The organism is Marinobacter salsuginis (genome assembly GCF_009617755.1).
Classification (GTDB): domain Bacteria; phylum Pseudomonadota; class Gammaproteobacteria; order Pseudomonadales; family Oleiphilaceae; genus Marinobacter; species Marinobacter salsuginis.
In genome coordinates this window covers 266926-288707 of the sequence record NZ_BGZH01000001.1, presented here as the reverse complement: position 1 = coordinate 288707, position 21782 = coordinate 266926, and the positions used below count along the sequence as shown (strand labels likewise).

Annotated in this window: 23 protein-coding genes and 3 tRNA genes; 17 read left to right on the top strand and 9 right to left on the bottom strand. The window is 57.2% G+C overall.

The window, feature by feature from the left end:
- Window positions 1-29: 29 nt before the first annotated feature.
- The 5 genes from pal to nadA all read left to right on the top strand — a co-directional run bounded on the left by pal (window position 30) and on the right by nadA (window position 2912).
- Complete coding sequence (gene pal / locus GJU83_RS01310) at window positions 30-602, top strand: peptidoglycan-associated lipoprotein Pal (protein WP_069183424.1); 573 nt, start codon at window positions 30-32, stop codon at window positions 600-602.
- 16 nt (window positions 603-618) lie between these two features.
- The gene (gene ybgF / locus GJU83_RS01305; RefSeq protein ID WP_069183425.1) at window positions 619-1356 is read left to right on the top strand and encodes a tol-pal system protein YbgF; all 738 of its coding nucleotides are present in this window, start codon (window positions 619-621) and stop codon (window positions 1354-1356) included.
- A gap of 85 nt (window positions 1357-1441) precedes the next feature.
- A tRNA-Lys gene (locus GJU83_RS01300) sits at window positions 1442-1517 on the top strand.
- A gap of 67 nt (window positions 1518-1584) precedes the next feature.
- Window positions 1585-1660: transfer RNA gene (locus GJU83_RS01295), tRNA-Lys, on the top strand.
- A 190-nt stretch (window positions 1661-1850) separates the two neighbouring features.
- Entirely contained in the window at window positions 1851-2912 is a 1062-nt protein-coding gene (gene nadA, locus GJU83_RS01290) for a quinolinate synthase NadA (protein WP_153633519.1), read from the top strand.
- Here the strand turns inward: nadA and GJU83_RS01285 are convergent, their stop codons facing one another.
- Complete coding sequence (locus tag GJU83_RS01285; RefSeq protein ID WP_069183427.1) at window positions 2913-4385, bottom strand: M48 family metalloprotease; 1473 nt, start codon at window positions 4383-4385, stop codon at window positions 2913-2915. It lies immediately after the preceding gene.
- 165 nt (window positions 4386-4550) lie between these two features.
- Between GJU83_RS01285 and GJU83_RS01280 the strand changes: the two genes are divergently transcribed.
- Complete coding sequence (locus GJU83_RS01280; RefSeq protein WP_069183428.1) at window positions 4551-4778, top strand: sulfurtransferase TusA family protein; 228 nt, start codon at window positions 4551-4553, stop codon at window positions 4776-4778.
- 16 nt (window positions 4779-4794) lie between these two features.
- Entirely contained in the window at window positions 4795-5874 is a 1080-nt protein-coding gene (locus GJU83_RS01275; protein ID WP_069183429.1) for an AI-2E family transporter, read from the top strand.
- A 7-nt stretch (window positions 5875-5881) separates the two neighbouring features.
- Here GJU83_RS01275 and GJU83_RS01270 read toward each other — a convergent pair whose 3' ends face one another.
- Complete coding sequence (locus GJU83_RS01270) at window positions 5882-6349, bottom strand: peroxiredoxin (RefSeq protein WP_069183430.1); 468 nt, start codon at window positions 6347-6349, stop codon at window positions 5882-5884.
- Window positions 6350-6423: 74 nt separating this feature from the next.
- On the opposite strand from GJU83_RS01270, the gene dapA reads away from it, so the two are divergent.
- From dapA to GJU83_RS18935, 6 genes are all read left to right on the top strand, one after another.
- The gene (dapA, locus tag GJU83_RS01265) at window positions 6424-7302 is read left to right on the top strand and encodes a 4-hydroxy-tetrahydrodipicolinate synthase (protein WP_069183431.1); all 879 of its coding nucleotides are present in this window, start codon (window positions 6424-6426) and stop codon (window positions 7300-7302) included.
- Between the two features lie 35 nt (window positions 7303-7337).
- Window positions 7338-8435 (top strand): NlpB/DapX family lipoprotein, encoded by a 1098-nt coding sequence (gene bamC / locus GJU83_RS01260; protein ID WP_069183432.1) that lies wholly within the window; start codon window positions 7338-7340, stop codon window positions 8433-8435.
- A 45-nt stretch (window positions 8436-8480) separates the two neighbouring features.
- Window positions 8481-9194, top strand: a complete 714-nt coding sequence (purC, locus tag GJU83_RS01255) for a phosphoribosylaminoimidazolesuccinocarboxamide synthase (RefSeq protein ID WP_069183433.1) — start codon at window positions 8481-8483, stop codon at window positions 9192-9194.
- Between the two features lie 30 nt (window positions 9195-9224).
- Window positions 9225-9953 carry a TIGR04219 family outer membrane beta-barrel protein gene (locus tag GJU83_RS01250; protein ID WP_069183434.1) on the top strand — a complete coding sequence of 243 codons (729 nt, stop codon included), beginning with the start codon at window positions 9225-9227 and terminating at the stop codon, window positions 9951-9953.
- A gap of 28 nt (window positions 9954-9981) precedes the next feature.
- Window positions 9982-10989, top strand: coding sequence for an NAD-dependent epimerase (locus GJU83_RS01245; RefSeq protein WP_069183435.1), 1008 nt, complete (start codon window positions 9982-9984; stop codon window positions 10987-10989).
- A 164-nt stretch (window positions 10990-11153) separates the two neighbouring features.
- Window positions 11154-11312, top strand: coding sequence for a lipocalin family protein (locus GJU83_RS18935; RefSeq protein WP_167352694.1), 159 nt, complete (start codon window positions 11154-11156; stop codon window positions 11310-11312).
- Between the two features lie 79 nt (window positions 11313-11391).
- Here GJU83_RS18935 and GJU83_RS01235 read toward each other — a convergent pair.
- From GJU83_RS01235 to GJU83_RS01210, 6 genes are all read right to left on the bottom strand, one after another.
- Window positions 11392-11468 (bottom strand) — tRNA-Val (locus tag GJU83_RS01235).
- 55 nt (window positions 11469-11523) lie between these two features.
- Complete coding sequence (locus GJU83_RS01230; protein WP_069183437.1) at window positions 11524-12474, bottom strand: DMT family transporter; 951 nt, start codon at window positions 12472-12474, stop codon at window positions 11524-11526.
- 146 nt (window positions 12475-12620) lie between these two features.
- Complete coding sequence (locus GJU83_RS01225) at window positions 12621-13709, bottom strand: hypothetical protein (protein WP_069183438.1); 1089 nt, start codon at window positions 13707-13709, stop codon at window positions 12621-12623.
- 103 nt (window positions 13710-13812) lie between these two features.
- A complete protein-coding gene (locus GJU83_RS01220) occupies window positions 13813-14883 on the bottom strand; it encodes an AsmA family protein (RefSeq protein ID WP_153633518.1) in 1071 nt (356 codons plus the stop codon).
- 132 nt (window positions 14884-15015) lie between these two features.
- A complete protein-coding gene (locus GJU83_RS01215; protein ID WP_153633517.1) occupies window positions 15016-15633 on the bottom strand; it encodes a YceI family protein in 618 nt (205 codons plus the stop codon).
- Window positions 15620-16354, bottom strand: coding sequence for a CDP-alcohol phosphatidyltransferase family protein (locus GJU83_RS01210; RefSeq protein ID WP_069183440.1), 735 nt, complete (start codon window positions 16352-16354; stop codon window positions 15620-15622). Before GJU83_RS01210 ends, GJU83_RS01215 begins: the two co-directional genes overlap by 14 nt.
- Before the next feature lie 177 nt (window positions 16355-16531).
- Between GJU83_RS01210 and GJU83_RS01205 the strand changes: the two genes are divergently transcribed.
- The 4 genes from GJU83_RS01205 to GJU83_RS01190 are packed head-to-tail and all read left to right on the top strand — an operon-like array spanning window position 16532 to window position 20809.
- Window positions 16532-17539, top strand: a complete 1008-nt coding sequence (locus GJU83_RS01205; protein WP_069183441.1) for a zinc-dependent alcohol dehydrogenase — start codon at window positions 16532-16534, stop codon at window positions 17537-17539.
- A 30-nt stretch (window positions 17540-17569) separates the two neighbouring features.
- Window positions 17570-17968 carry a 6-pyruvoyl trahydropterin synthase family protein gene (locus tag GJU83_RS01200; RefSeq protein WP_069183442.1) on the top strand — a complete coding sequence of 133 codons (399 nt, stop codon included), beginning with the start codon at window positions 17570-17572 and terminating at the stop codon, window positions 17966-17968.
- Window positions 17955-19895 (top strand): glycosyltransferase family 4 protein, encoded by a 1941-nt coding sequence (locus GJU83_RS01195; protein WP_069183443.1) that lies wholly within the window; start codon window positions 17955-17957, stop codon window positions 19893-19895. The genes GJU83_RS01200 and GJU83_RS01195 overlap by 14 nt, the downstream gene beginning before the upstream one ends.
- Before the next feature lie 29 nt (window positions 19896-19924).
- Window positions 19925-20809, top strand: coding sequence for a lysylphosphatidylglycerol synthase transmembrane domain-containing protein (locus tag GJU83_RS01190; protein WP_227514494.1), 885 nt, complete (start codon window positions 19925-19927; stop codon window positions 20807-20809).
- Between the two features lie 6 nt (window positions 20810-20815).
- Here the strand turns inward: GJU83_RS01190 and GJU83_RS01185 are convergent, their stop codons facing one another.
- A complete protein-coding gene (locus GJU83_RS01185) occupies window positions 20816-21688 on the bottom strand; it encodes a RibD family protein (protein WP_069183445.1) in 873 nt (290 codons plus the stop codon).
- Window positions 21689-21782 lie beyond the last annotated feature (94 nt).

The following is a 21782-nucleotide window of genomic DNA, read 5'->3' as shown; positions in this document are numbered from 1 at the left end:
TCACATGACCTAACTGAAAGGAAGAAACTATGAATTTCTCGGCTCAATCAAAAGCATTCGCACTGTTGTTGTCCGTTGGCCTGGTAGCTGGCTGTAGCTCCACCGGTGGCACCTCTGAGGAAGGCGGTGAGTACGGTTCCGATGTCGCTGCTGTTGATCAGGAAGGTGGTTCCACGGTTTATGGTGGTGATGACCAGGGTGGTGTTTCCTCTTCAGCCATGACCGAGGAAGAGCGAATGGCCGCCCGTGAACAGGCTGAGCAGCAGGCGCTTCGCGAAATTACTGTGTTTTACTTTGATTTCGACACTGCTGAAATCAAACAGGAAGCCCGTGACGTGCTGGTAGCCCATGCCCGCTTCCTCGCCAATAACCCGGGTCAAAATGTGCGTATCGAGGGTCACGCCGATGAGCGCGGCACCAAGGAATACAACCTGGCTCTGGGCGAGCGTCGTGCCAACGCGGTACAGCGCTTCCTGATCGTCAATGGCGCTTCACGTGGCCAGCTCGAAACCGTAAGCTATGGTGAAGAGAAGCCGGCAGTGATGGGTTCCAGCGAGAGCGCGTGGGCCCAGAACCGTCGTGTGGAACTCGTATTTGAGTAATCACACAGGAAGGACCATGAGACAATTCCTCATGGCGACAGTGGTTCTCCCGCTTGCCCTTGGGCAGGCGGGGGTTACCCTGGCGCAATCAGCTCAGGACACTCAGCGAAACGCGAATAACAGTCAGGCGACGGCTGAGCTCTTCTACATGATCCAGCAGCTTCAGGGCGAAGTCAGGCGGCTTCAGGGTGAAGTGGAGGAGCAGAGACACCAGATCGAACGCCTGCAGCAGCAGGGGCGCGATCGTTACATTGATCTGGACCAGCGTATTCTGGACCTGTCGGAAAAGATTGCATCGCAGCCGGCGCCGGAAGCCAGCAGTCCTGGTTCGACAGCGTCTGCTCCGGAGGCCAGGGATTATCGTCAGCCGAGCGCTGAAGAGCGAAAGGCCTACGAACAGATTCAGGACCTGATCCGTAACCAGAAGAAATACGATGAGGCCATCAGCCGGATATACGAGTTTATCGATGAGTATCCGGAGGGCGATCTCACGGTAAACGCCTATTACTGGTTGGGTGAGGTATATCTGGTCAAGCCTCAACTCGAGCAGGCAAAACAGGCGTTCACCATTGTTGCCACCCGTTTCGCTGATCACCGCAAGGCACCGGATGCTGTCTACAAGCTGGGCGTGACTCACGATCGTCTGGGGGAAAAAGAGCAGGCACGGCGCAGCATGCAAACGGTGATCGGGGATTACCCGTCCAGCAGCGCTGCGGACCTGGCCCGGAAGTTTCTGGAGTCCCGGAACAGCTGATTGCCGAGTGTGGCAAAAATGTTGAGAAACCTGAGAAAAAGGGGTTGATCAACGGCCAAAAATCATTACTATATGCGCCTCGTTTGGGTCGTTAGCTCAGTTGGTAGAGCAGTTGGCTTTTAACCAATTGGTCGAAGGTTCGAATCCTTCACGACCCACCAAATACGAAATACCGGGTGGGCTGAGTCATTCGGTATGGATTGGAGCTCAGGCTTCAGTCGCAGTTCAGGGTCGTTAGCTCAGTTGGTAGAGCAGTTGGCTTTTAACCAATTGGTCGAAGGTTCGAATCCTTCACGACCCACCAAATAACAGAAACCTGCGGGTTTTTGTGAAAAAAGAGCCTCCGGGCTCTTTTTTTTTGCGTATACGTTCCTACCTAGGTAAACAGGTGACAGAAAACGAAATCACAACTTTGTGATAGCCCTGTTTCAGAAATATTAAGGCCGGGTTCGAATGCTATAATGCCCCGGTTAACGCAACACAGAGACGCAGTAATGACATACGCCGAAGACCGTATCCTCGTTCAAGAACACCTGGCCCATGCCGCCGAGCCGAAGCCGCTCAGCGAGGACGAAAAGTCCGAACTGGAAGCTCGTATCAAGTCGGCCCTGCGGGAGCAGGATGCGGTGCTCGTAGCTCATTACTATACCGATCCGGATATCCAGCGTCTTGCCGAGGAAACCGGTGGCTGTGTTGCGGATTCCCTCGAAATGGCCCGGTTTGGCAATCAGCACCCAGCTTCGACCATCGTGGTTGCTGGCGTACGTTTCATGGGTGAGACGGCGAAAATACTGAACCCGGAGAAGCGTGTTCTGATGCCAACCCTTGAGGCTACCTGCTCTCTGGACGTGGGTTGTCCTGCCGACGAATTCGCCGAGTTTTGCGATCAGCACCCGGACCGTACGGTTGTGGTCTACGCCAACACATCGGCGGCGGTGAAGGCGAGGGCAGACTGGGTGGTTACTTCAAGCTGTGCCCAGGCAATTGTTGAAGACCTCGACACCCGCGGCGAGAAAATTCTCTGGGCGCCGGACAAGCACCTGGGGCACTACGTTCAGAAAACCACGGGCGCTGATATGCTGCTCTGGGATGGTTCCTGCATCGTCCATGAAGAGTTCAAGTATCGCGGGCTTGAGGATCTCAAGGCCCTGTATCCCGATGCAGCGGTGCTGGTCCACCCGGAATCCCCGGATGCCGTCGTTGAGATGGCGGATGTCGTAGGATCAACCTCGCAGCTGATTCACGCAGTGCAGACGTTACCCAATGAAAAGTTCATTGTTGCCACAGACAACGGCATCTTCTACAAGATGCAGCAGCTTGCTCCGAACAAAACGCTCATTGAAGCGCCTACCGCAGGCAATGGCGCTACCTGTCGGAGCTGCGCCCATTGCCCCTGGATGGCCATGAATGGCCTGCAGAATCTGCTGCACGTACTGGAGCAGGGTGATCAGGAAGTGCTTGTGGACCCTGGCTTGCGGGAAAAAGCGCTGCAGCCGCTTCAGCGTATGCTGGATTTTACCGCCAACATGAATCTCAAGGCGGCAGGTAACGCCTGATCAGCTGTTGGCCCGGGCGTGCAGGCGGCTGGTGATTTCGGCCAGCCGCTCAGTCACAACCTGTCGCTGAGGTGCCCCTGCTGGCAACTTCTCCTGTGCCTGCCGGAGCTGACGCTGGGCAGACTCCAGATCACCCATCAAGACATCGTACTCCGCCCGTGCGCGATGCACGCCGACGATGTTTCTTGCCATACCCTCTGCCTCGGCCAGTTTAAGCCACAGATGTTCCTGCGCCGGGAATTGGCGAGTCAGCTGTTTGAGGTACTCAGCCGCTGCGGCACCATTGCTGTCAGCTATTTCGGTGCGTGCCAGGGTATGGGTGATCGGGTAGTTACCCGGATTTCTTGCCAGCGCGTCTTTCAGTAGAGCCCGCGCATCGTCCATACGATTCTGCGCCAGCCTTACTTCTGCCAGAGTCACCTGGAAGGTGATCCGGCCGGGATTCCTGGCCAGAAGGTCTTCCAGTATATCCACCGCCTTGTCGTACTGCCTGTTCTCAAGATAGGCCACGGACAAGCCGTACCGGATAGCGTCATTCCTCTGAACATCCGTTCTATCCAGGTAGGCTTCGAAGGTTTCCACCGCGACATCGGCTGAGGGTGCGTAGTGCACCTGTAGCCGACTGCGCATCAGGTGATATTCCTGGCCATCACGGATCTTTTCGTCCGGATACTGTTCGGCTCGGCTGCGGGTGTCGGCCACACGGCTCTGGGTCAACGGGTGCGTCGACAGATATTCAGGTAGGCGATTTCCCTGCATCCGGTTCTGCCTCATCATGATTTCGAACATTTCCGGCATGCCGCGGGGATCCATGCCGGCACTGGCCAGAATGTCGAGGCCGACCCGGTCGGCTTCCTGCTCATGGGCCCGGCTATAAGCCAGCATGTTCTGGGCCGCCAGAGCCTGGGTTCCTGCAATGGCCGCAAAACCGATATCCGACTGGGTGACCGCCGACAACACAATGCCGGCAATCATGCCTGCCAGTGTGAGCGGCGCACTGGTTTCCTGCTGTTCCATGCGCCGGGCAAAGTGCCGCTGGCTAAGATGGGCAAGCTCGTGCGCCAGTACCGAGGCAAACTGTTGCTCGGTAGCGGCATTCAGGAACAAACCCCCGTTGACGCCAACAATGCCACCGGGCACGGCGAAGGCGTTGATTGCCGGGCTATCTATCAGCGCCAGGGTCAGGTCCCGATTCTGCAGGGGCGCCGAGGGAACCAGGCGATAGGTGATAGCGCTGAGGTAGTCATAAACCAGGGGGTCGCTTATCCGGGGTGCTGATCGGCGGATAGACACCATGACCTGCTGGCCGATATCCGATTCCTGCTGGCCTGCAATCAGGCCTCCGCCACTGCCACCTATGCTAGGTAGTCTGCTTTCCTGGGCATGGCCCGGTAATGCAGCAAACAACAGTGCCAGAAAGGCGGTTACCGCCAGTCCCGCTAGCGTTCGGGGTCGGGGTTGATTAACAATCATGTAGTGCCGGGTGCCTGTGGTCTGAGTCGCCGGTTTGACAGCGGTTTACGATAAAAAGTTCTGATCCCCTGCTTGAAGAGGATTGTGATGCAATACATTATCACTGTCGGCATAATGCCCGCTTGTTAAATCCGCTTATAATTTTCGCGAGAGTGTATCGCTAGTATGGTTGATCGAACGCTTGACGCCTCCGGGTTGCGCTGCCCGATGCCTTTGCTGAAAACAAAACTGGAGCTTAACAGCATGGCGCCCGGTGAAGAACTCGAGGTGATCGCAACAGACGCGGGTTCCGCACGGGATATTCCGGCCTTTCTGCAACTGTCTGATCACAAGCTAATGAGCAGTTCCGAAACCGCCGGGCAGTACCGGTTTGTGATAAAGTGCGGCGGTTAAGAATTCGGAGCTGTAAATGATCAGGACATTACGCGGTCTCGCGCACAAATACTTCTCGGATGAAGAAGCGGTCATCCTGTTCCTGATACTGGTGACAGGAACCGTTTTTGTTATCTGGTTCGGTGCCATGCTTGCGCCGGCCATTGCCTCGCTCATTGTCGCCTTTATTCTGCAGGGCCTGGTTACCAAGCTCAACAAGCTCGGCGTGCCGGAGACGGTTTCGATCATTGGCGTGTTCCTGGTTTTCCTCGGCGTACTGGTCGGCTTCCTGTTTGGCCTGCTTCCGCTGATCTGGACGCAGCTGAGTAACCTGGCAGGTGAAGCACCGCGTATCATCCGGGAGCTCCAATCCTATCTTGAGCTGCTGCCGGAACAATACCCCCACCTGATCTCTGGAGAGGCTGTCAGCACCGTATACAGTCAGGTTAGCACCGAAGTGGGGCACATGACCCAATGGTTGGTGTCGTTCTCGCTGTCCAGCATTCCGGACCTTGTGGCGCTACTGATTTACATGGTGCTGGTACCGATTCTGGTGTTCTTCTTCCTGAAGGACAGGGCAGTGCTGCTGAATTCCATTGCCCGGCTTTTGCCACCCCAGCGTCCGATGATGCTGCAGATTTGGCACGAGGTGAACCTCCAGTGTGCCAATTACGTGCGCGGCAAGGCGGTTGAGATCCTGATCGTGGGGGGCGCCACCTACATTGCCTTCAAGTTACTGGGCATGCCCTACGCTGCGTTGCTTTCCCTGCTGGTGGGGCTGAGCGTGGTCATTCCCTACATTGGCGCCGCTGTTGTCACCATCCCTGTTGCGGTCATTGCACTGTTCGCCTTCGGCTGGGGCAGCCAGTTTATCTGGGTGATGGTAGTGTACGGTGTTATTCAGGCGCTGGATGGTAACGTCCTGGTTCCGATTCTCTTCTCTGAAGTAAACAATCTGCACCCGGTCGCCATTATCGTTGCAGTATTGTTCTTCGGAGGCATCTGGGGCTTGTGGGGTGTTTTCTTTGCTATTCCGCTGGCAACCATGCTCAAGGCCGTATTTGCCGCCTGGCCGGTGAAGGAGTCTGCGCCGCTGGCCGAAACCAGCGATACCTGACAGGCGCCTAAAGCGCCTGTACGGCCTCCAGAACCTCGTCCGCATGGCCTTTGACCTTCACGCCACGCCATTCCGCCCTCAACACGCCGTCCTTATCAATCAGGAAGGTGCTGCGGTCGACGCCCATGTACTCCTTGCCGTAGAGCTTTTTCAGCTTGATCACGTTAAAGAGGTTGCAGAGGGCTTCGTCCTTGTCTGAAATCAGGTGGAAGGGAAACTCATGCTTGGCCCGGAAGTTCTCGTGGGCTTTCAGGCCGTCCCTGGATACTCCAAGAATAACCGTGTCCAGCTCTTCGAACTGTTTCATCCGATCCCGGAAGTCCTGGCCCTCGGTGGTGCAGCCAGGGGTGTTGTCCTTCGGATAGAAGTAAATTACCACATTCTGACCCTTCAGATTGTCCAGCCTTATGGTCTGATCTCCGGTAGCCGGCGCTTCAAAATCCGGAACGGGTTTGTTTAACTCAACGGATGGCATGACATCTCCTTTAATTCCCTTGTGTCAGTTCGTGCCCAACATTACCATATCGGTTTTATTCGGACGGAGCTTTTATGATTACGGGTAGCCTTGTCGCACTGGTCACGCCCATGCATCCAAACGGTGATATTCACTGGGAGGATCTGGACAAGCTGGTAGACTTTCATATTGAAAACGGCACGCACGGCATTGTGGCTGTGGGCACCACTGGCGAATCCGCAACGCTCGACCCGGAAGAGCATTGCCAGACCATTGGCCACATCATCAAACGCGTTAATGGTCGCATCCCGGTTATTGCGGGCACGGGCGGTAACAGTACCCGTGAGGCCATTGAACTGACGGCCGAAGCCCATAAGCTTGGCGCCGATGCCTGTCTGCTCGTTGTTCCCTACTACAACAAGCCGACCCAGGAAGGCCTGTACCAGCATTTCAAAGCCATCGCCGAAGCCGTCCCCGACATGAACCAGATGCTGTACAACGTGCCCGGCCGGACTGCCTGCGACATGCTGAACGAGACCGTGCTGCGGCTTGCTGATATCCCGAACATCGTGGGTATCAAGGACGCCACGGGCAATATTCCCCGCGGTGCTGAACTGATCGAAGCCTTGAATGGCCGTCTTGCGGTTTACTCCGGTGATGATGCCACCGCGGCTGAGTTGATGCTCGCGGGTGCCAAAGGCAACGTCTCTGTGACTGCCAACGTAGCTCCGAAAGCCATGGCCCAGCTCTGCGAAGCTGCCGTAGCAGGAAACCGCGAAGAGACCGAGCGTCTGAACGAACTGCTCATGCCGCTCAACCGGAAGCTGTTCCTTGAGGCGAACCCGATTCCGGTTAAATGGGCGCTTCACCGAATGGGAATGATCGGGGAGGGCATCCGCCTGCCGCTGACACCGCTCAGCGAAAAGTTCCATAGCGAAGTGGAAGATGCCCTCAAGGCCTCAGGTGTACTCTGAGTTTGCTTAAATCATCCCAGCCCCGGAGTAACCTGATGCAGGTTCTAAAAGGAACCGGTAGTAACCTGATGTTGAAACCCGCTGTTATGGTATCCGGGCTGCTGCTTCTCGCAGCAGCTTCAGGATGCAGCTTCGTTGAAGATCGTTCCGAGCGCTACGTAAATGCGACGGAAGGGAAGCCGCTGGAACTGCCTCCAACCGCCGACGATTCCCGTTTCAGCCAGACCATGCCAATCCGTGATGTCCAGCCGGCCGATGCCAGCAAGATGTACCCGTCCGATATACCGCGTCCGCCGGACATGACCTCGGACATCCTGGATGAAAACTATGTGATTGAAGAGCTCGATGGCCGGCTTTGGCTATTGGTGAACGATGTGCCCGGACGAATCTGGCCCGCGGTGAACAGCTACCTGTCGGACCGTGGCCTGGGCGTTGGTTTTGACAGCCCCCAGCTCGGCCTCCTGCAGACTGAGCTTGCCAACTTCAGCAAGCGCGCCAGGGAACTGGTGGAGCTTTCCGATAATCCGTCTGCTGGCGAACAGAAAGTCGTCCTCCAGCTGCGTATGGCTCCCGGCGTTCGTCGTAAGACCACCGAAGTGCAGGTGCGCAAACTGGAAGTGGCGGATCAGCCAGACGAACTGATCCCCTGGAGCGGTGTGTCCGACCCCTCGGAGCAGGCGTTGGAGCTTCAGCGACGCCTGTTGTCAGACCTGGGAGATTTTCTCAGGGCCCGGGAGGAAACCAAGTCCTTTTCCCGAGCAGCATCCGGCATGGTTAGCGATCCGCTTGTTCGCCTGATCTCGGAAAACGATGAGGCGGTCTCGATCCGCATGGAGCTTGATTATGGTCGTTCCTGGGCTGAAGTAAGCCGGGCGCTGACAGACTCGGGCATTCCTGTTGTTGATCTGAACCGCAGTGAGGGTTGGTTCCATGTCGATTTCCGGACCGAAGACGAGCGGGATCCGGGTTGGTTCAGCTGGTTCAGTGATAAAGAGGCGCCGCAGCATACCCACACTGTAAACCTCAGCCAGCAGAGCGACGCCATTGTCATCTCCGCCGACGAGGTTCCGGACTACACTGGCAGCCGCACGACGGCGGATCTGCTCGCGCAACTATTCGATTACCTATACTGATTCAGGAAGAGGCCGCTCAGGGCGGCCGCTTTTCGGAGACCCCCAATGGAAAAACGCGAAGAACTGTACGCCGGCAAGGCTAAATCCGTCTACCGTACCGACGACCCCGAGCGGTTCGTGCTGGTGTTCCGTGACGACACATCCGCCTTCGACGGCGAGAAAAAGGAACAGCTTAATCGCAAGGGCATGGTGAACAACAAGTTCAATGCGTTCATTATGGAAAAACTCGAGGCGGCGGGCGTACCGACCCATTTCGAGGGACTCTTGTCGTCGACCGAATCGCTCGTGAAGAAACTGGACATGATCCCGGTTGAATGCGTGGTCCGCAACGTCTCGGCAGGCAGCCTCTGCCGTCGGCTTGGCGTCGAAGAAGGGCAGGAGCTGAATCCGCCCACGTACGAACTGTTTTTGAAGAACGATGCGCTCCACGATCCCATGGTCAACGAATCCCTGGCCGTCAGCTTTGGTTGGGCCTCAGCCGACGAACTGGAGCAGATGAAAGCCCTGACCTACCGGGTAAATGACGTGCTCAAGGCCCTGTTCGATGACGCCGGCATGCTGCTGGTGGACTACAAGCTGGAGTTTGGTCGCAGCGAAGGCAAGATCGTGCTGGGCGATGAATTCAGCCCGGACGGTTGCCGGATCTGGGACAAGGAAACCCGCAAGAAAATGGATAAGGATCGTTTCCGCCAGGGGCTTGGCGAAGTGATCGAAACTTACGAAGAAGTCGGGCGCCGTCTGGGAATCCAGTTCGACTGATAGAAACAGACAACAAATAGAAGGTGTGTCATGCGTAAACTGATGCTTGCTGTAGGTGGTTCACTGATCCTGGTGGCGCCTCTGTCACAGGCAGATGTGGTTGGTCTGGGTGCCAGCGTAAGTTACTGGGATTCGGATCTTTCCGGTAAGGCTGCCACCAACAATGACGTTGTGGATGTTGAAAACGATCTGAATCTCGACAGCGACTCCAACGCCAATGCTTCGTTGTATCTGGAGCATCCGGTGCCGCTATTGCCTAATGTTCGACTCAATTACACGTTGGTTGAACAAAGTGGCCGTGGCGATGTCGGTCTCGCCGGCTTCGACGGCGTCTCGGGCGAGGTGCAGTCCAATCTGGATCTGGAACAGCTGGATCTGACCCTCTATTACGAAGTTCTGGATAACTGGGTAAATCTCGATCTTGGTCTGACCGCTCGCGATTTTTCCGGCGATCTGATCGTGCAGCAAGCGAATGGGTTGGCATCAAGCGAGACCAGCGTCGACGCAGTTATCCCGATGGGCTATCTGGCAGCACGATTTGATCTGCCGTTGACTGGCCTGTCCGTGGGTGCCGAAGGCAACTTCATCAGCTTCGACGGCGATTCGCTGCACGATTTCAACGCCTACGGTCAGTACGAGATATCGCTGATCCAGTTCCGTGCAGGCTATCGCCAGATGTCCATTGATTACGAGGACGACAGCGACCGCCTGGATGTCGAGATTGGCGGGCCGTTCGTGAGCGCCGGCGTATCCTTCTGAGTCCGGCATTCATTTCAGGGAGAGACACGTGAAGATTCTTGTTACCGGCACGGCCGGCTTTATCGGTTCACACCTGGCTCATCGCCTGCTTGACCGGGGGGATGAAGTCATTGGGGTTGATAACGTCAACGACTACTACGATGTGAACCTGAAGGAAGCGCGGCTGAAACGCCTGACCGACAAAGCCGGTTTTACCGAAGTCCGCCAGGATGTAGCAGATCGGGCCGCCATGGAGGCGCTTTTCGCCGAGCATAAACCGGAGCGGGTGGTGCACCTCGCTGCCCAGGCAGGCGTGCGGTATTCCATTGAGAATCCTCACGCCTATGTGGATGCCAACCTTGTTGGCTTCATGAATATCCTTGAAGGTTGCCGGCATAATAAGGTGAAGCATCTGGTATACGCCTCCAGCAGCTCGGTATACGGCGCCAACGAGACCATGCCTTTCTCGATTCACGACAACGTGGATCACCCTCTGAGCCTCTATGCCGCCTCCAAGAAGGCGAATGAGCTCATGGCCCACACATACAGCCACCTGTATAACCTGCCCACCACTGGCCTCAGATTCTTCACGGTCTATGGTCCCTGGGGCCGGCCGGATATGGCGTTGTTTATCTTCACCAAGAAGATCCTCGCCGGCGAACCCATCGACGTCTTCAACCATGGCCGCCATCGCCGGGATTTCACCTACATCGACGACATCGTGGAGGGCGTGATCCGCACCCTCGACCATGTTGCTGAACCCAACGGCGAGTGGAGCGGCGAGAACCCGGATCCAGGCACCAGCAAGGCGCCATACCGGTTGTATAACATCGGGAGTAACAACCCGGTTGAGCTCTCCCGGTTTATCGAGATTATCGAGGAGCGGGTTGGCAAGAAAGCCGAGAAAAACCTGCTGCCACTGCAGCCCGGGGACGTACCCGCCACCTACGCCAATGTCGATGATCTGATCGAAGACGTCGGCTATAAACCGGCCACGCCCGTAGAGGAGGGCATTGCCAGGTTTGTAGACTGGTATCGGGACTTCTACAAAGTATGAAACAAGGGCCAGCAACTGCTGGCCCTTGTCGTTTCTGATATTCGAAAACGGAGCGTTCGAGATGATAGCCGTTGTCAAAAGATGGTCCTTGCTAGTCGGGCTTATTGCTGTCGATGGCTGTACCGGTCTTCCCGAGGACATTGAGCCGGTCACCGGTTTCGAGAGTGACCGGGCACAACAGGGACTATCTCTGGTTCCTCTCACGTACGCCGGAAGTCAGCGAAAAGGCGATAGAGTCACTCAAGGATCGGGCCAGGGCAGAAGGGTTTGATTTGGAGGAGCTGATAGTCGTCGAACAGGAAAAGCACCGTTCGCAGCGGTGAGAGTGTCTGAGAGGTTATTTCGGGCACAAAAAAAGCCAGTTCTTACGAGGCACGTAAGCAACTGACTTTCTTGCAGAATTGGTAGGACCACCCAGATTCGAACTGGGGACCTCTACCATGTCAAGGTAGCGCTCTAACCAACTGAGCTATGGTCCTGTGTCCTGCAACGGGGACGAAATATACTGATTCAGCCGATGCCGGTCAACCTCTTTTATGCGGTTTTCCGATTCCGTAGTTTCTCTTTGATCAGTTTGCTCAAAACTGCCCAGCGGTTGACGATCAATGCGGCGAAGATCAGGCCACAGCCGGCCAGTTGAATGCTGGTCATGGTCTCGCCAAACCAACCTGCCGCGAAAAGAGCAACCCACACTGGTTCCAGCACCAGAATCACGACGCCATGGCTGTTTGCCGACAGGCTCTGGGCCAGTGTCTGAAGCAGGAAGCGGCCGGCCGTTCCAATCACGGCACTGGCCACCACCCACCATACCAGCATTGGTGAGAGGTTATTCAGGGTAGGCCGCCAGGGTTCCATAATCATGGATTCGATCAGCGTCAGCATACCTACTGTGAGCAGGGCAATGGCTGTCAGGGGCAGGGCTGGCACTCGATGTTTCTCTACAGTCTTGCCCTGCCGGTTGATCACCGTTCTCTGATTGGCCGCCCGGGTATTGAGATTGAAATACAGGGCGAAGATCGTCGCGGCTATAACAAAGAAGATCTGGCCCGCTTCGGGGCGAAATCCGTTTTCGAGGGATAGAAATGCAAGCCCGGCAACGGCAATAGGAATGGCCAGCCAGGTACTCGGAGGCTGGGCCTCCTTGAACACCAAACGGGCGATGATGGGAACAATGACAACCCCCAGACTGGTCAGAAAAGCTCCTTCGCCCAGACTGGTAATATGAACCAGTCCCATCACCCAGCAGGTCATGGCCGTGCCAAACACAAGGCCGACCCCCACGCTTCTGCGGAGTTGATCCAGGCTCAGCTTCATCAGCGCGCGCCGGGCGAAAAAAGCCAGGACCGTGCCAGCAATCAGAAACCTGGCGGCCATGAACATCAGCGGGGGCATCAGCAGCACGGCTTCTTTGGAGAACATCCAGCTGATGGCAGCGAACAGGGTGACAATAACCAGAAGAAGATCAGATTTGTGAGTGTCAGACATCGGTTATGGCTTGCCGGCAATGAGTGAATCAAACGGGGAAAGCGAACCAATGTATAGTTTGCGAACTAAAAAGGAAAGATGGGTAGAATTACCGAGGCGGGATAAGGCTCTTCCCTGAGCCTTTGGTTTGATCTGTCCAGGAGCAGTCAGTTGTTCAGGGTGGTGTAAACCAGACTGGACATATCCGTCTGGTCCGAACCCGGCACTTCGATGTATCGGTCACCGGAACCCCACCACTGCCACCATGCACGCTTGTTATAGGTGCGGCTGGCGAAATCAACCTGCAGGCCGCCAAGGGTGGTGTTGTTGACCACCGGCACGGAGATGTTGCCTGTCTCGGAACCGAGCACACCGCTGTGGGTGACACCCTCGTTCATCAGTACCGGGTAGTGATTGAAGTACAGAGCACTTGGGCCATTCTGGCTGGTTACCTTCCCCGCGAGGCTGATACTTGAGGAGCAGGAATCAATTCCGGATGCGGAGGTTGCACCGCAGGCAGAATGGGTGGGGACCACGCCATCGTCGGTACCAGCAATGAACGGCTTGGTGATTCCGCCGTAGGACGATCCACCGGCCACAAAGCGCAACCTGGGGATCGAATTCGGGCTCACCGCCAGGTTGCGCGCTGCATTGGTCTGAAGGTCGTTTACCACGCCCAGTTTTCCTGGTTCCGGCTCAATGCCTGTGAACGCTTCGACCGCCGCCCTGAGGGGCCAATTGTACCAGCTGTCGTTGTAGGCAAGGCTCAAGGCCAGGTTGGCCAGTTCTGTGCCCCCGCCTGCGCCGGAGTAGTCGAGGGACGCCAGGATTTTCAGCGGTTGAAGGCCCTCAGACTGAAGCCAGCGAGCCTGGTTTTCCAGCAGATAGCGCGTAACCAGATCACCGGTGGAGTGGGAAACGACAATGCAGTAGTCATTGCACAGCCCTTGCTGACTGATCTGCCGCATCTGTTCATAGGCCTGCTGGGCAATGCCACCCTCAACGCGCCCGTCACTGCCCCAGTCGATGCGGGCCTCCGCACGGGAGAGCCAGAAGGTGCGCCAGTAGTCCTCACCGGCGCTCTTCACTTCCTGAAGGTTGGCGGGAGGGTTGGCCAGGTCTTCCTGTTGGAAGCCGTGCACCAGGATCACATTGTGCCCGGCCAGTTGGGCCTGGGCGGTTCCGGCAAAGAGGCTGCCGGTGATGGCGACCGCCAGGGCGGCCTTACAGGCACTTCCGATCTTTGTTGTTTTCATAGTTGCTCCGTCTTTGCTGAGTTATTGTTGTCACAAGACGTTTCTCCGCCACTCTGTGGCGGTACAGCCCGGCGTCAGCCGGCGCAAAGCTCACGCTCTGCCATCAGAACTTGTCGGCAAGCTGCCTGAGCAGCGCCGCCCGTTGTTCCGATTCGGGGTCCACCGCCGGGGTATCGGTCAGGCTCTCGAGGTCCGGCGGTGTGAATGAGTAGCCCTCGTCGGGGCCGAAAGCGTAGTTGGTTCTGTCACCTGGCCTGGCTGGGAGCTGGCGAATCTGCAGGTTCTTCAGCTGAAGTTGACCGTCCACGGTCTGGTTCGCCAACACTGTGCCGTGGGCCCTGAGGTTGATGGTGTCCGAAGTGCTGTCCAGCCGTTTCTCCACCTGCAGCTGGGCAACCGGACGCTGGCCGACGTAAAGCTGGGCCGAGAGCGCATAAAAGCCGGGATCTTCCGGAGAGAACCGAACGGGGATAATCAGGTTGTTGCCGCTGACCCGGGCATTGCCCAACCCCTCAAAGTCCCCCAGGTAGGGCTCGACGGTCAGCGTTGAGGCGTGGCGAACTGGTTTGCCGTCGAGCCGGGCTTCGACGATCAGGCGGTATTCCCCCGGTGACTCATTGGCGGCCAGAACGCCCTCGAAGTAACCCGGCGAACCGGCTTGCTCCAGTGTGGTGCTGGCGACGGCATCACGGCTTTCGGGTCTCTCCAGGGTTGCGGAAAGAGAGCGGTCAACTACCTGAGGGCTTTGAATGGCCGCAGCAACAAGAATCTGTTCGCCTTCTGTAAACCGGTATTTTTCAAGCGTGACTGTGAATTGCCCGTTACCCTCCAGAGGCAGGCTGACAGGCTCGTAGTGATTGCCACGGTAGGCGCGGGCCTGTTCCGGGCTTAGAGGCACCGACCAGGCTGGATATCGTGTGGCTTCAGCGTACTGATCGGCAACACTGGCCAGCATAAAGCCAAGGGCGTTGTCCGATGGTGGCTCGGGTTGATGCACGGGATCGGGTGACGGCTGGACTGTCTCAATTGGGCTCTGAGAAGAAGCGGACCCGATGTCGCTGGCCGGCTTCGTGAACCAACTGAATCGGGTGTGGTTGTCGGCGGAAAGCAGATACCCCGTGCCAACCACAACGGCAGTTATGATTGTGAAAAGAATAATAGCCTTACCGGGCATGCGGCAGGTCCCTTGATTATTGTTGTAGTTCTAAACATAACGGGCTTTGCGCCGCAGCCCAAAAATCCGGCCCGATCCTGTAACAGAATGTGTCCGCGTTGTGCAGCGGGTCACATTATCGCCACTGACAAATCAGAACATGCCGGACTCACGTATCGCCTCGAAACCGAAATGCAATTTGACCTCATCGCCGACCATTTCACCATCCAGACCATAGGTCATACCCCATTCACTGCGTTTCAGTGTGGTGGAAGCGCTGATCCCCAGCGTGTATTCCTCGTGGCCAAAGGGGTAAACGTCGGATTTGTTCAGGGTTACATCCAATACCACGGGCCGTGTCTGGCCAAGTAGCTCCAGATCTCCCGTTACTTTGCCAGTGTTTTCGCCGGTTGTTTCAAAGTCGGTAACAGTGAAAGTGATCTCGGGGTATTCGTCAGAGTCGAGAAAGTCCTCGTTGCGAACGTGTTCATCACGCTTCTTGTGATTGGTGAACACACTGTCGCTCTGGAATACCAGTTGGCCCGACTTCAGCTCCATGGTTTCCTCGTCGTAAACGAACTGGCCCTCCACTTCTCGGAACATGCCCATGACCGGGGCGTAACCAATGTGCATGATCTCGAAGAACATAGAGAAGTGTTCGTCGTCGACGATGAAATCTTGCGGCTCGGCCGAGGCTGCAGGGCTCAATGCGAGGACCGCAGGCAAGGCAAGGGCAGAACGGGTAATGGTTTTCCGGTTATTGAACATCATGGTGATGTCTCCTTTGATAAAGCCAGTGAATATCCACGAAAAACGACCACACCAGCAGAGCAAGTGCGGTTGCCAGGGTGGTGCTGGCAAACAGCGAATTGATTGGCGGAAGTACCGCCACGAGCAGGGTAACGATCTGCCAAACGCAAATCGTCTTCCGTCGGAAACTGTCTGGCAGTGGCGCATTCAGCCAATCCGCAAAGTGGCCAGCGGCAACGAAAGCGTAGCGAATCAGGCCGAGGGCAAGCACCCAGATGCCTGCCTTTCCCAACGCCAGCACGGCAATACTGAGCCCGAGGATGAACAGGGCATCCATCTCCATATCGAATCTGGCGCCAAAGTCGCTCTCGGAGCCGGTTGCCCTGGCAACTTTTCCGTCCACGCCATCCAGAATGAGTGCCAACAGTGCCATCCAGCCATACAACCAGAGGTTGTCAGTCAGATGTTCTGCAAAGGGAGCCAAGGCGAAGAGGACAATCACGAGGCAACCCCTCAACAGGGTTGCCCGGTTCGCCCAGCCGAAGTCGCGGTTTTCGGGCCAGGCCCGGGAAACCAGGCCGCAGACGCAAAGGTAGAGTGCGACTGTCAGCAGATAGAAAAGAACGGGAGGCCCGGCCAGCCAGCCTGTAGCCAGACATAAGAGGGTTACAAGGACAAAACCCCAGGCGAGGTCCAGCGGGAGGGCGACCCAATGTGAAGCTGAACGGCCGTTAGAATCCATCACTGAACTCCAGCGTATAGGTTTGCAGGCATCAAACACCCCGGGCGCACTGTACACTGACTATAGTTGATATGTATGAGTGTGCTTACGAGCATTGACCGCGTTCAGACCTGATGGTTCAGGCAGGAAAGGCCGTTTCCAATGCCGCGCAAAACAACGCCAGGAAAGGAGCTCCCTTTGCAACGTGATCCAGAGAATTCCAATACAGAGACCGTCGCCCGGGCCTGGTGGGTAACCGGCGCTGGAAAGGGCGAAATTCTGGAAACGCCTCTGGAGCCGGCGGGTGATGGGGAGGCAGGAGAGACTGTCACGGTCCAGGCCCTCTATTCGGGGATAAGTCGGGGCACCGAATCACTGGTCTTTCACGGTCGTGTTCCCAGAAGCGAATACACCGCAATGCGGGCACCCTTCCAGGCCGGTGAATTCCCCTGGCCGGTGAAGTACGGCTATGCCAACGTAGGAAAGGTGATTGAAGGGCCCGTGGAACTGGTCGGTCAAACGGTGTTTTGCCTGTACCCGCACCAGGATTATTATCGGGTGCCGGCGTCGGCCGTCACCCCCTTACCGAAAGACCTGCCCGCCGAGCGAGCGATTCTTGCTGCCAATATGGAAACCGCCGTCAACGGTCTCTGGGATGGATCGCCAGCGGTCGGCGATCGAATCGCGGTGGTTGGTCTTGGAGTGGTTGGTCTGCTTGTCGCCTGGCTGGCCAGTCGCATTCCGGGCACCCGGGTTACCGCTATCGATACAAACCCGGAGAGACAGACCGTTGCCGAACAACTGGGGCTGACCTTTAGTGCCGAACCTACCGCCGACGATCACGACCTTGTGATACATGCCAGCGGCCACCCATCGGGCCTGGAAACGGCTCTGGGGCTGGCGGGGCAGGAGGCGACACTGATTGAAATGAGCTGGTACGGGGATCAGTTGGTCTCCGCACCATTGGGTGCTGCATTTCATCCGCGTCGTCTGACCCTGAAATCCAGTCAGGTCGGGCAGATTGCGCCCTCCCGGGTTCCCAGGTGGGACTATCGCAAGCGCCTGGCGCTGGCGTTGGAACTACTGAGTGAGGATGCCCTGGATGCGCTGATTACCGGTGAGTGCCGGTTCGAGGACCTGCCAAAGTCCATGGCACGGATTCTGATCGATGGCCGGGAAACACTCTGCCATCGCGTTGTTTACTGATAATTCATAATGATCTGCTAAGGAGAGTTTATGTTCGGCTTGACGGTCCGGGACCATATGATGATTGCCCACAGTTTCGATGGAGAGATCTTTGGCCCAGCGCAGAAAGTGCATGGTGCCACTTATGTGGTGGATGTGACCTTCGAGCGTCACCAGTTGGACAAGGACGACCTGATCGTGGATATCGGCCTGGCCTCCGACCTTCTCAAGAATGTTCTCTCAGAGTTCAACATGCAGAACCTCGACGAGCTACCGGAACTGCGAGGCCGGAACACCACTACGGAGTTTATGGCGAAGCTGGTGTTCGACCGGATGGCGGCGGCCATTCATGGGGGCCGATTGGGGGAGACGGGAAAGGGTATTGTCAGCCTGAAAGTTACCCTCTCTGAATCTCACATTGCCTGGGCCAGCTACCATGCCGGAATCTGACGTACCGGGAGTGGTCGAGTTTCTCGTTCCGGGCGACCCGGAACAGAACACCGGCGGTTACCGGTATGTTCGTAAGTTGGTAGAAGCACTTTGCAAAGACGGTTGCACGGCCCGGGTGAGCGGTTTGGCCGGGCAGTTTCCGCGTCCGGACAGTGTCGCCTGCGAAGCGATGGATCAGAAACTCGCGAGTTTGCCCGCTGGCACGTCTGTGGTCCTTGATGGCCTTACCATGGGCGGGCTGCCGGAGATCGTGGAAAAGCATTCCCGACGTTTAACTCTGTTTGGGCTGGTTCATCATCCGCTTGCTGACGAGACCGGCCTCAGCGAGGCAGACAGGCAATGGTTTCTGGAATCCGAAAAGCGGGCCCTCGGCTTCGTGGAAGGCGTTATTACCACCAGTCAACACACGGCCGCCCGCCTTGCGGATTACGAGGTTCTGCCGGAGGCCATTCGAGTAGCTGAGCCGGGTGTGGCCAGGGCTGAAACAACGCGAGTCCGGAGCAAGCCCGCTGAAAGCAGTGGCCCTCACATTCTATGCGTCGCCCATCTGTCCCCGAGAAAGGCCCAACATCAGTTGGTGGAAGCGCTGGGAAAACTGAAGGCTCTACCGTGGCGCTGCACACTGGCCGGGTCTGACAGCCGTGATCCGGGGTACAGCCACCAGGTCCGTCGGGCGGTTGCCGCGGCCGGCCTTGAAGACAGGATTGTCCTGGTCGGTGAAGTGGACGACTCAGGGCTTGCCGATCTCTACACTCAGGCCGACTTTTTTGTCATGCCTTCGCTCTATGAGGGCTACGGCATGGTGATCGACGAGGCGTTGGCGGAAGCACTGCCGATTATTTCCTCCGATGGCGGCGCCCTGGCGCAAACCTCCGCCAGACCGGGCGTGGTGCAGTATTGTGCCGGGGATATCAGGGCTCTCGAGGCCCGACTCAGGAACTGGCTGGTGGATCCGGACCAGCTCGAACATGCGCGCAAACTGGCTGCGAGGGAATCCAGGCGGGTTCGATCATGGGCCGATACCGCCCGGGATTTTTGCGAGGCATTAGCATACTTCAGGGGATTTCCTGCAAACCCGCACCAGCATTCAGAATTCGAGAGCGAATGGCTGGCAGCCCGGGAACCGGCAGATCATCGGGCTCGCTCGATAGAACTGACCGCGGAACTGAACCGGTGGCTGCTCGACCGTTACGATAGCCTGCCGCCTGAAATTCATTGCCCCATGCAGATTGTCGACATTGGCACCGGCCGTGGTTCCAACGCCCTGTTTCTGGTGCCTGCACTTCAGGTACCTCAAGCCTGGCTGGCCCTGGATCAGGACGCGGCGCTGCTGCGCGAGGCCCGGCAACGGGTAAATGTGCTGGATGTACCCTTTGAAACGCGCGCGGTGCAATTGTCACCGGAGAATATTGAGCAGCACCTGCCCCCCGAGGTGTCCCTGATCACGGCGTCAGCACTGATTGATCTTGTTTCCGAGACTTGGTTGAAAGCCCTCAGTCAGGCGGCGTGGCGCAGGAATTCAGCAATACTGATCGCGCTGAGCTACGCAGGGCAATTTGAACTGTCCCCCGGTCATCCCGATGATGAGCTGATTCGAACTCTGGTGAACCAGCATCAGCATGGGGACAAAGGCACCGGTACGGCGCTTGGGCCAGAGGCCCCCATTACGCTGAAGCAGCTGCTTGACGCAGACGGTTACCAGGTGAAATTGGCGGAATCGCCCTGGACCCTGGGCAGCGAGGATCAGGCGTTGGCCCGGATGCTGATGGAGGGATGGACCGAGGCGGCGATCGAGCAATCTCCGGGAGACAGGGACCGCCTTAACCTCTGGCTGGAAACGCGGAACCATCAGTTGTCTGAGGGCAGCCTGAACGTCGTCGTACGGCATCTCGACCTTTTGGCTCTGCCAACCGGGCAGCTGGCTTGAGGGAGGTGCGTCAAAAGCGGGTTCGGTTGGTGGCCCGGTGGTTGATCACGGTTTTGGTCATTGGATTCGTGATTCGCTCTGTCGATACCAGCGCGCTCTGGCAGGAGCTTGTCCGCTTTTCTCCTTTTGTTCTGATACCCGCGCTGGTACTCACCGTAGTGCAGGTGCTGCTCTCTGCCTGGCGTTGGCGCTTCACCTCAAAGAGGCTTGGATTGTCCCTGGACTATGGCGTTGCCGTGCGAGAGTACTATCTGGCGACATTCCTGAACCAGGTTCTGCCCGGTGGCGTCCTTGGTGATGTTAACCGGGCATGGCGCCACGGTGAGGGTGCCGGTAAACGTCTCGCGGCTGTCCACGGGGTCGCCATCGAGCGGCTCTCGGGCCAGTTGGTGCTGGCGTTGGTTGTCGCAGTTTCCATCGCGTGGCTGTTTGGTTCGGGGCAGCTTACTGCCGGCTTTTGGAATGGCTGGGCGTGGCTTGGAGTTGGCATTCTCTTTGTTGCCATAGCCCCATGGCTAGCACGGAAAGCGGGCCTTGCCGATTACCTGCAGCGCCTTCGGCGTGATCTGTATCTGTCGTTGTTGGATTGCTCAGTATTGCCGGTTCAGATCGGTTCTTCACTGGTGGTGTTGTCGAGCTATCTGGGGGTGTTTCTCTGCCTGGCCTGGGGTGCGGGTTACGTTGATACCTGGGCGGAGGCAGGGTTGATTGTCGGCCTGGGCAGTATTCTGCTTCTGAGCATGGTCATACCTCTGACGGTTGCCGGCTGGGGAATCAGGGAGGGCGCCGCAGCGCTGATCTGGCCCATGGCCGGATTGCCAGCGGAGCAGGGGGTAGCGCTCAGTGTGGGGTACGGGGCGCTGGTGCTGGTTTCGAGCTTGCCCGGGGTTGTGTTTTTGTTCACCAGTCGCTAAATCGGCCTATGCCTCTCGGGAGAAATCCAGGGCGAAGAGCATATCGCTTCCAAGGTTGACCAGCTGCGCTCTTGGCCGCAGCGCATCGTCCAGAAAATCGATTTCCGGGAGCGAAAAGGCGGGTCTGCCGCTGCCGATGATCATGGGGGCGACCATTACGTGAAGCCGATCCAGCAAGCCGGCGTTGAGGAATGATGAGACGGTGACGCCGCCACCTTCCACGAACACCTTTTTTAGCCCGAAATCCGACAGTACCTGAAGAATCAGCTTCGGATCGACGGGGGCTTTGGCGTCCGCATCTCCAAGACAGGGGATTTCGCTAACAGCGGATTCAATAGACGGATTCCTGTCTTTGTCATAGCGACCGGCCACCAATCGTAGGGTAGGGGCCGCACCATCGGTAAACAGGTGATGGCTGTCCGGCACGCGGTGATGACGATCAATAACCACGCGTACCGGGTTGCGACCGTTGGTGCGCCGTACGGTCAAACGGGGGTTGTCGGTGGCGGCGGTGCCGGCACCAACGATCACGGCATCGGATACCGCACGGATCCGGTGCAGGTGCGTAATCCCATCGTCGCCGTTGATGAAGCGCGAGCGTCCCGTCACCGTCGCAATTCGCCCATCGAGGCTTTGGCCGAGCTGGCCGATAACTTTGGGGCGACCATCCGCTGGCACCGGCCGACACAGGGGAAGAAACACCGAGAGCAGATCCTTCGCTTCACCCGTGGCCGGTTGCATCAGGTGCCAAGCGCCGTGTCCATTGAGTTTTACTGCTTCTTTGTCGGTTCCCGGCAACGGCAGTGTCACATTGCTGCGGTTTACTGCGCTAAGCACCAACTCCCATGCCGAGTCGATATCCAGTGTTCTTGCCGCCATAAATAGCCTGTTGGTTGTTGCCCAGGAGCTGCGAAGACTCCTTTAGTATAGGCAGATTGTGTGCAAAGCTATATGTACGTTACATTTCCGGATT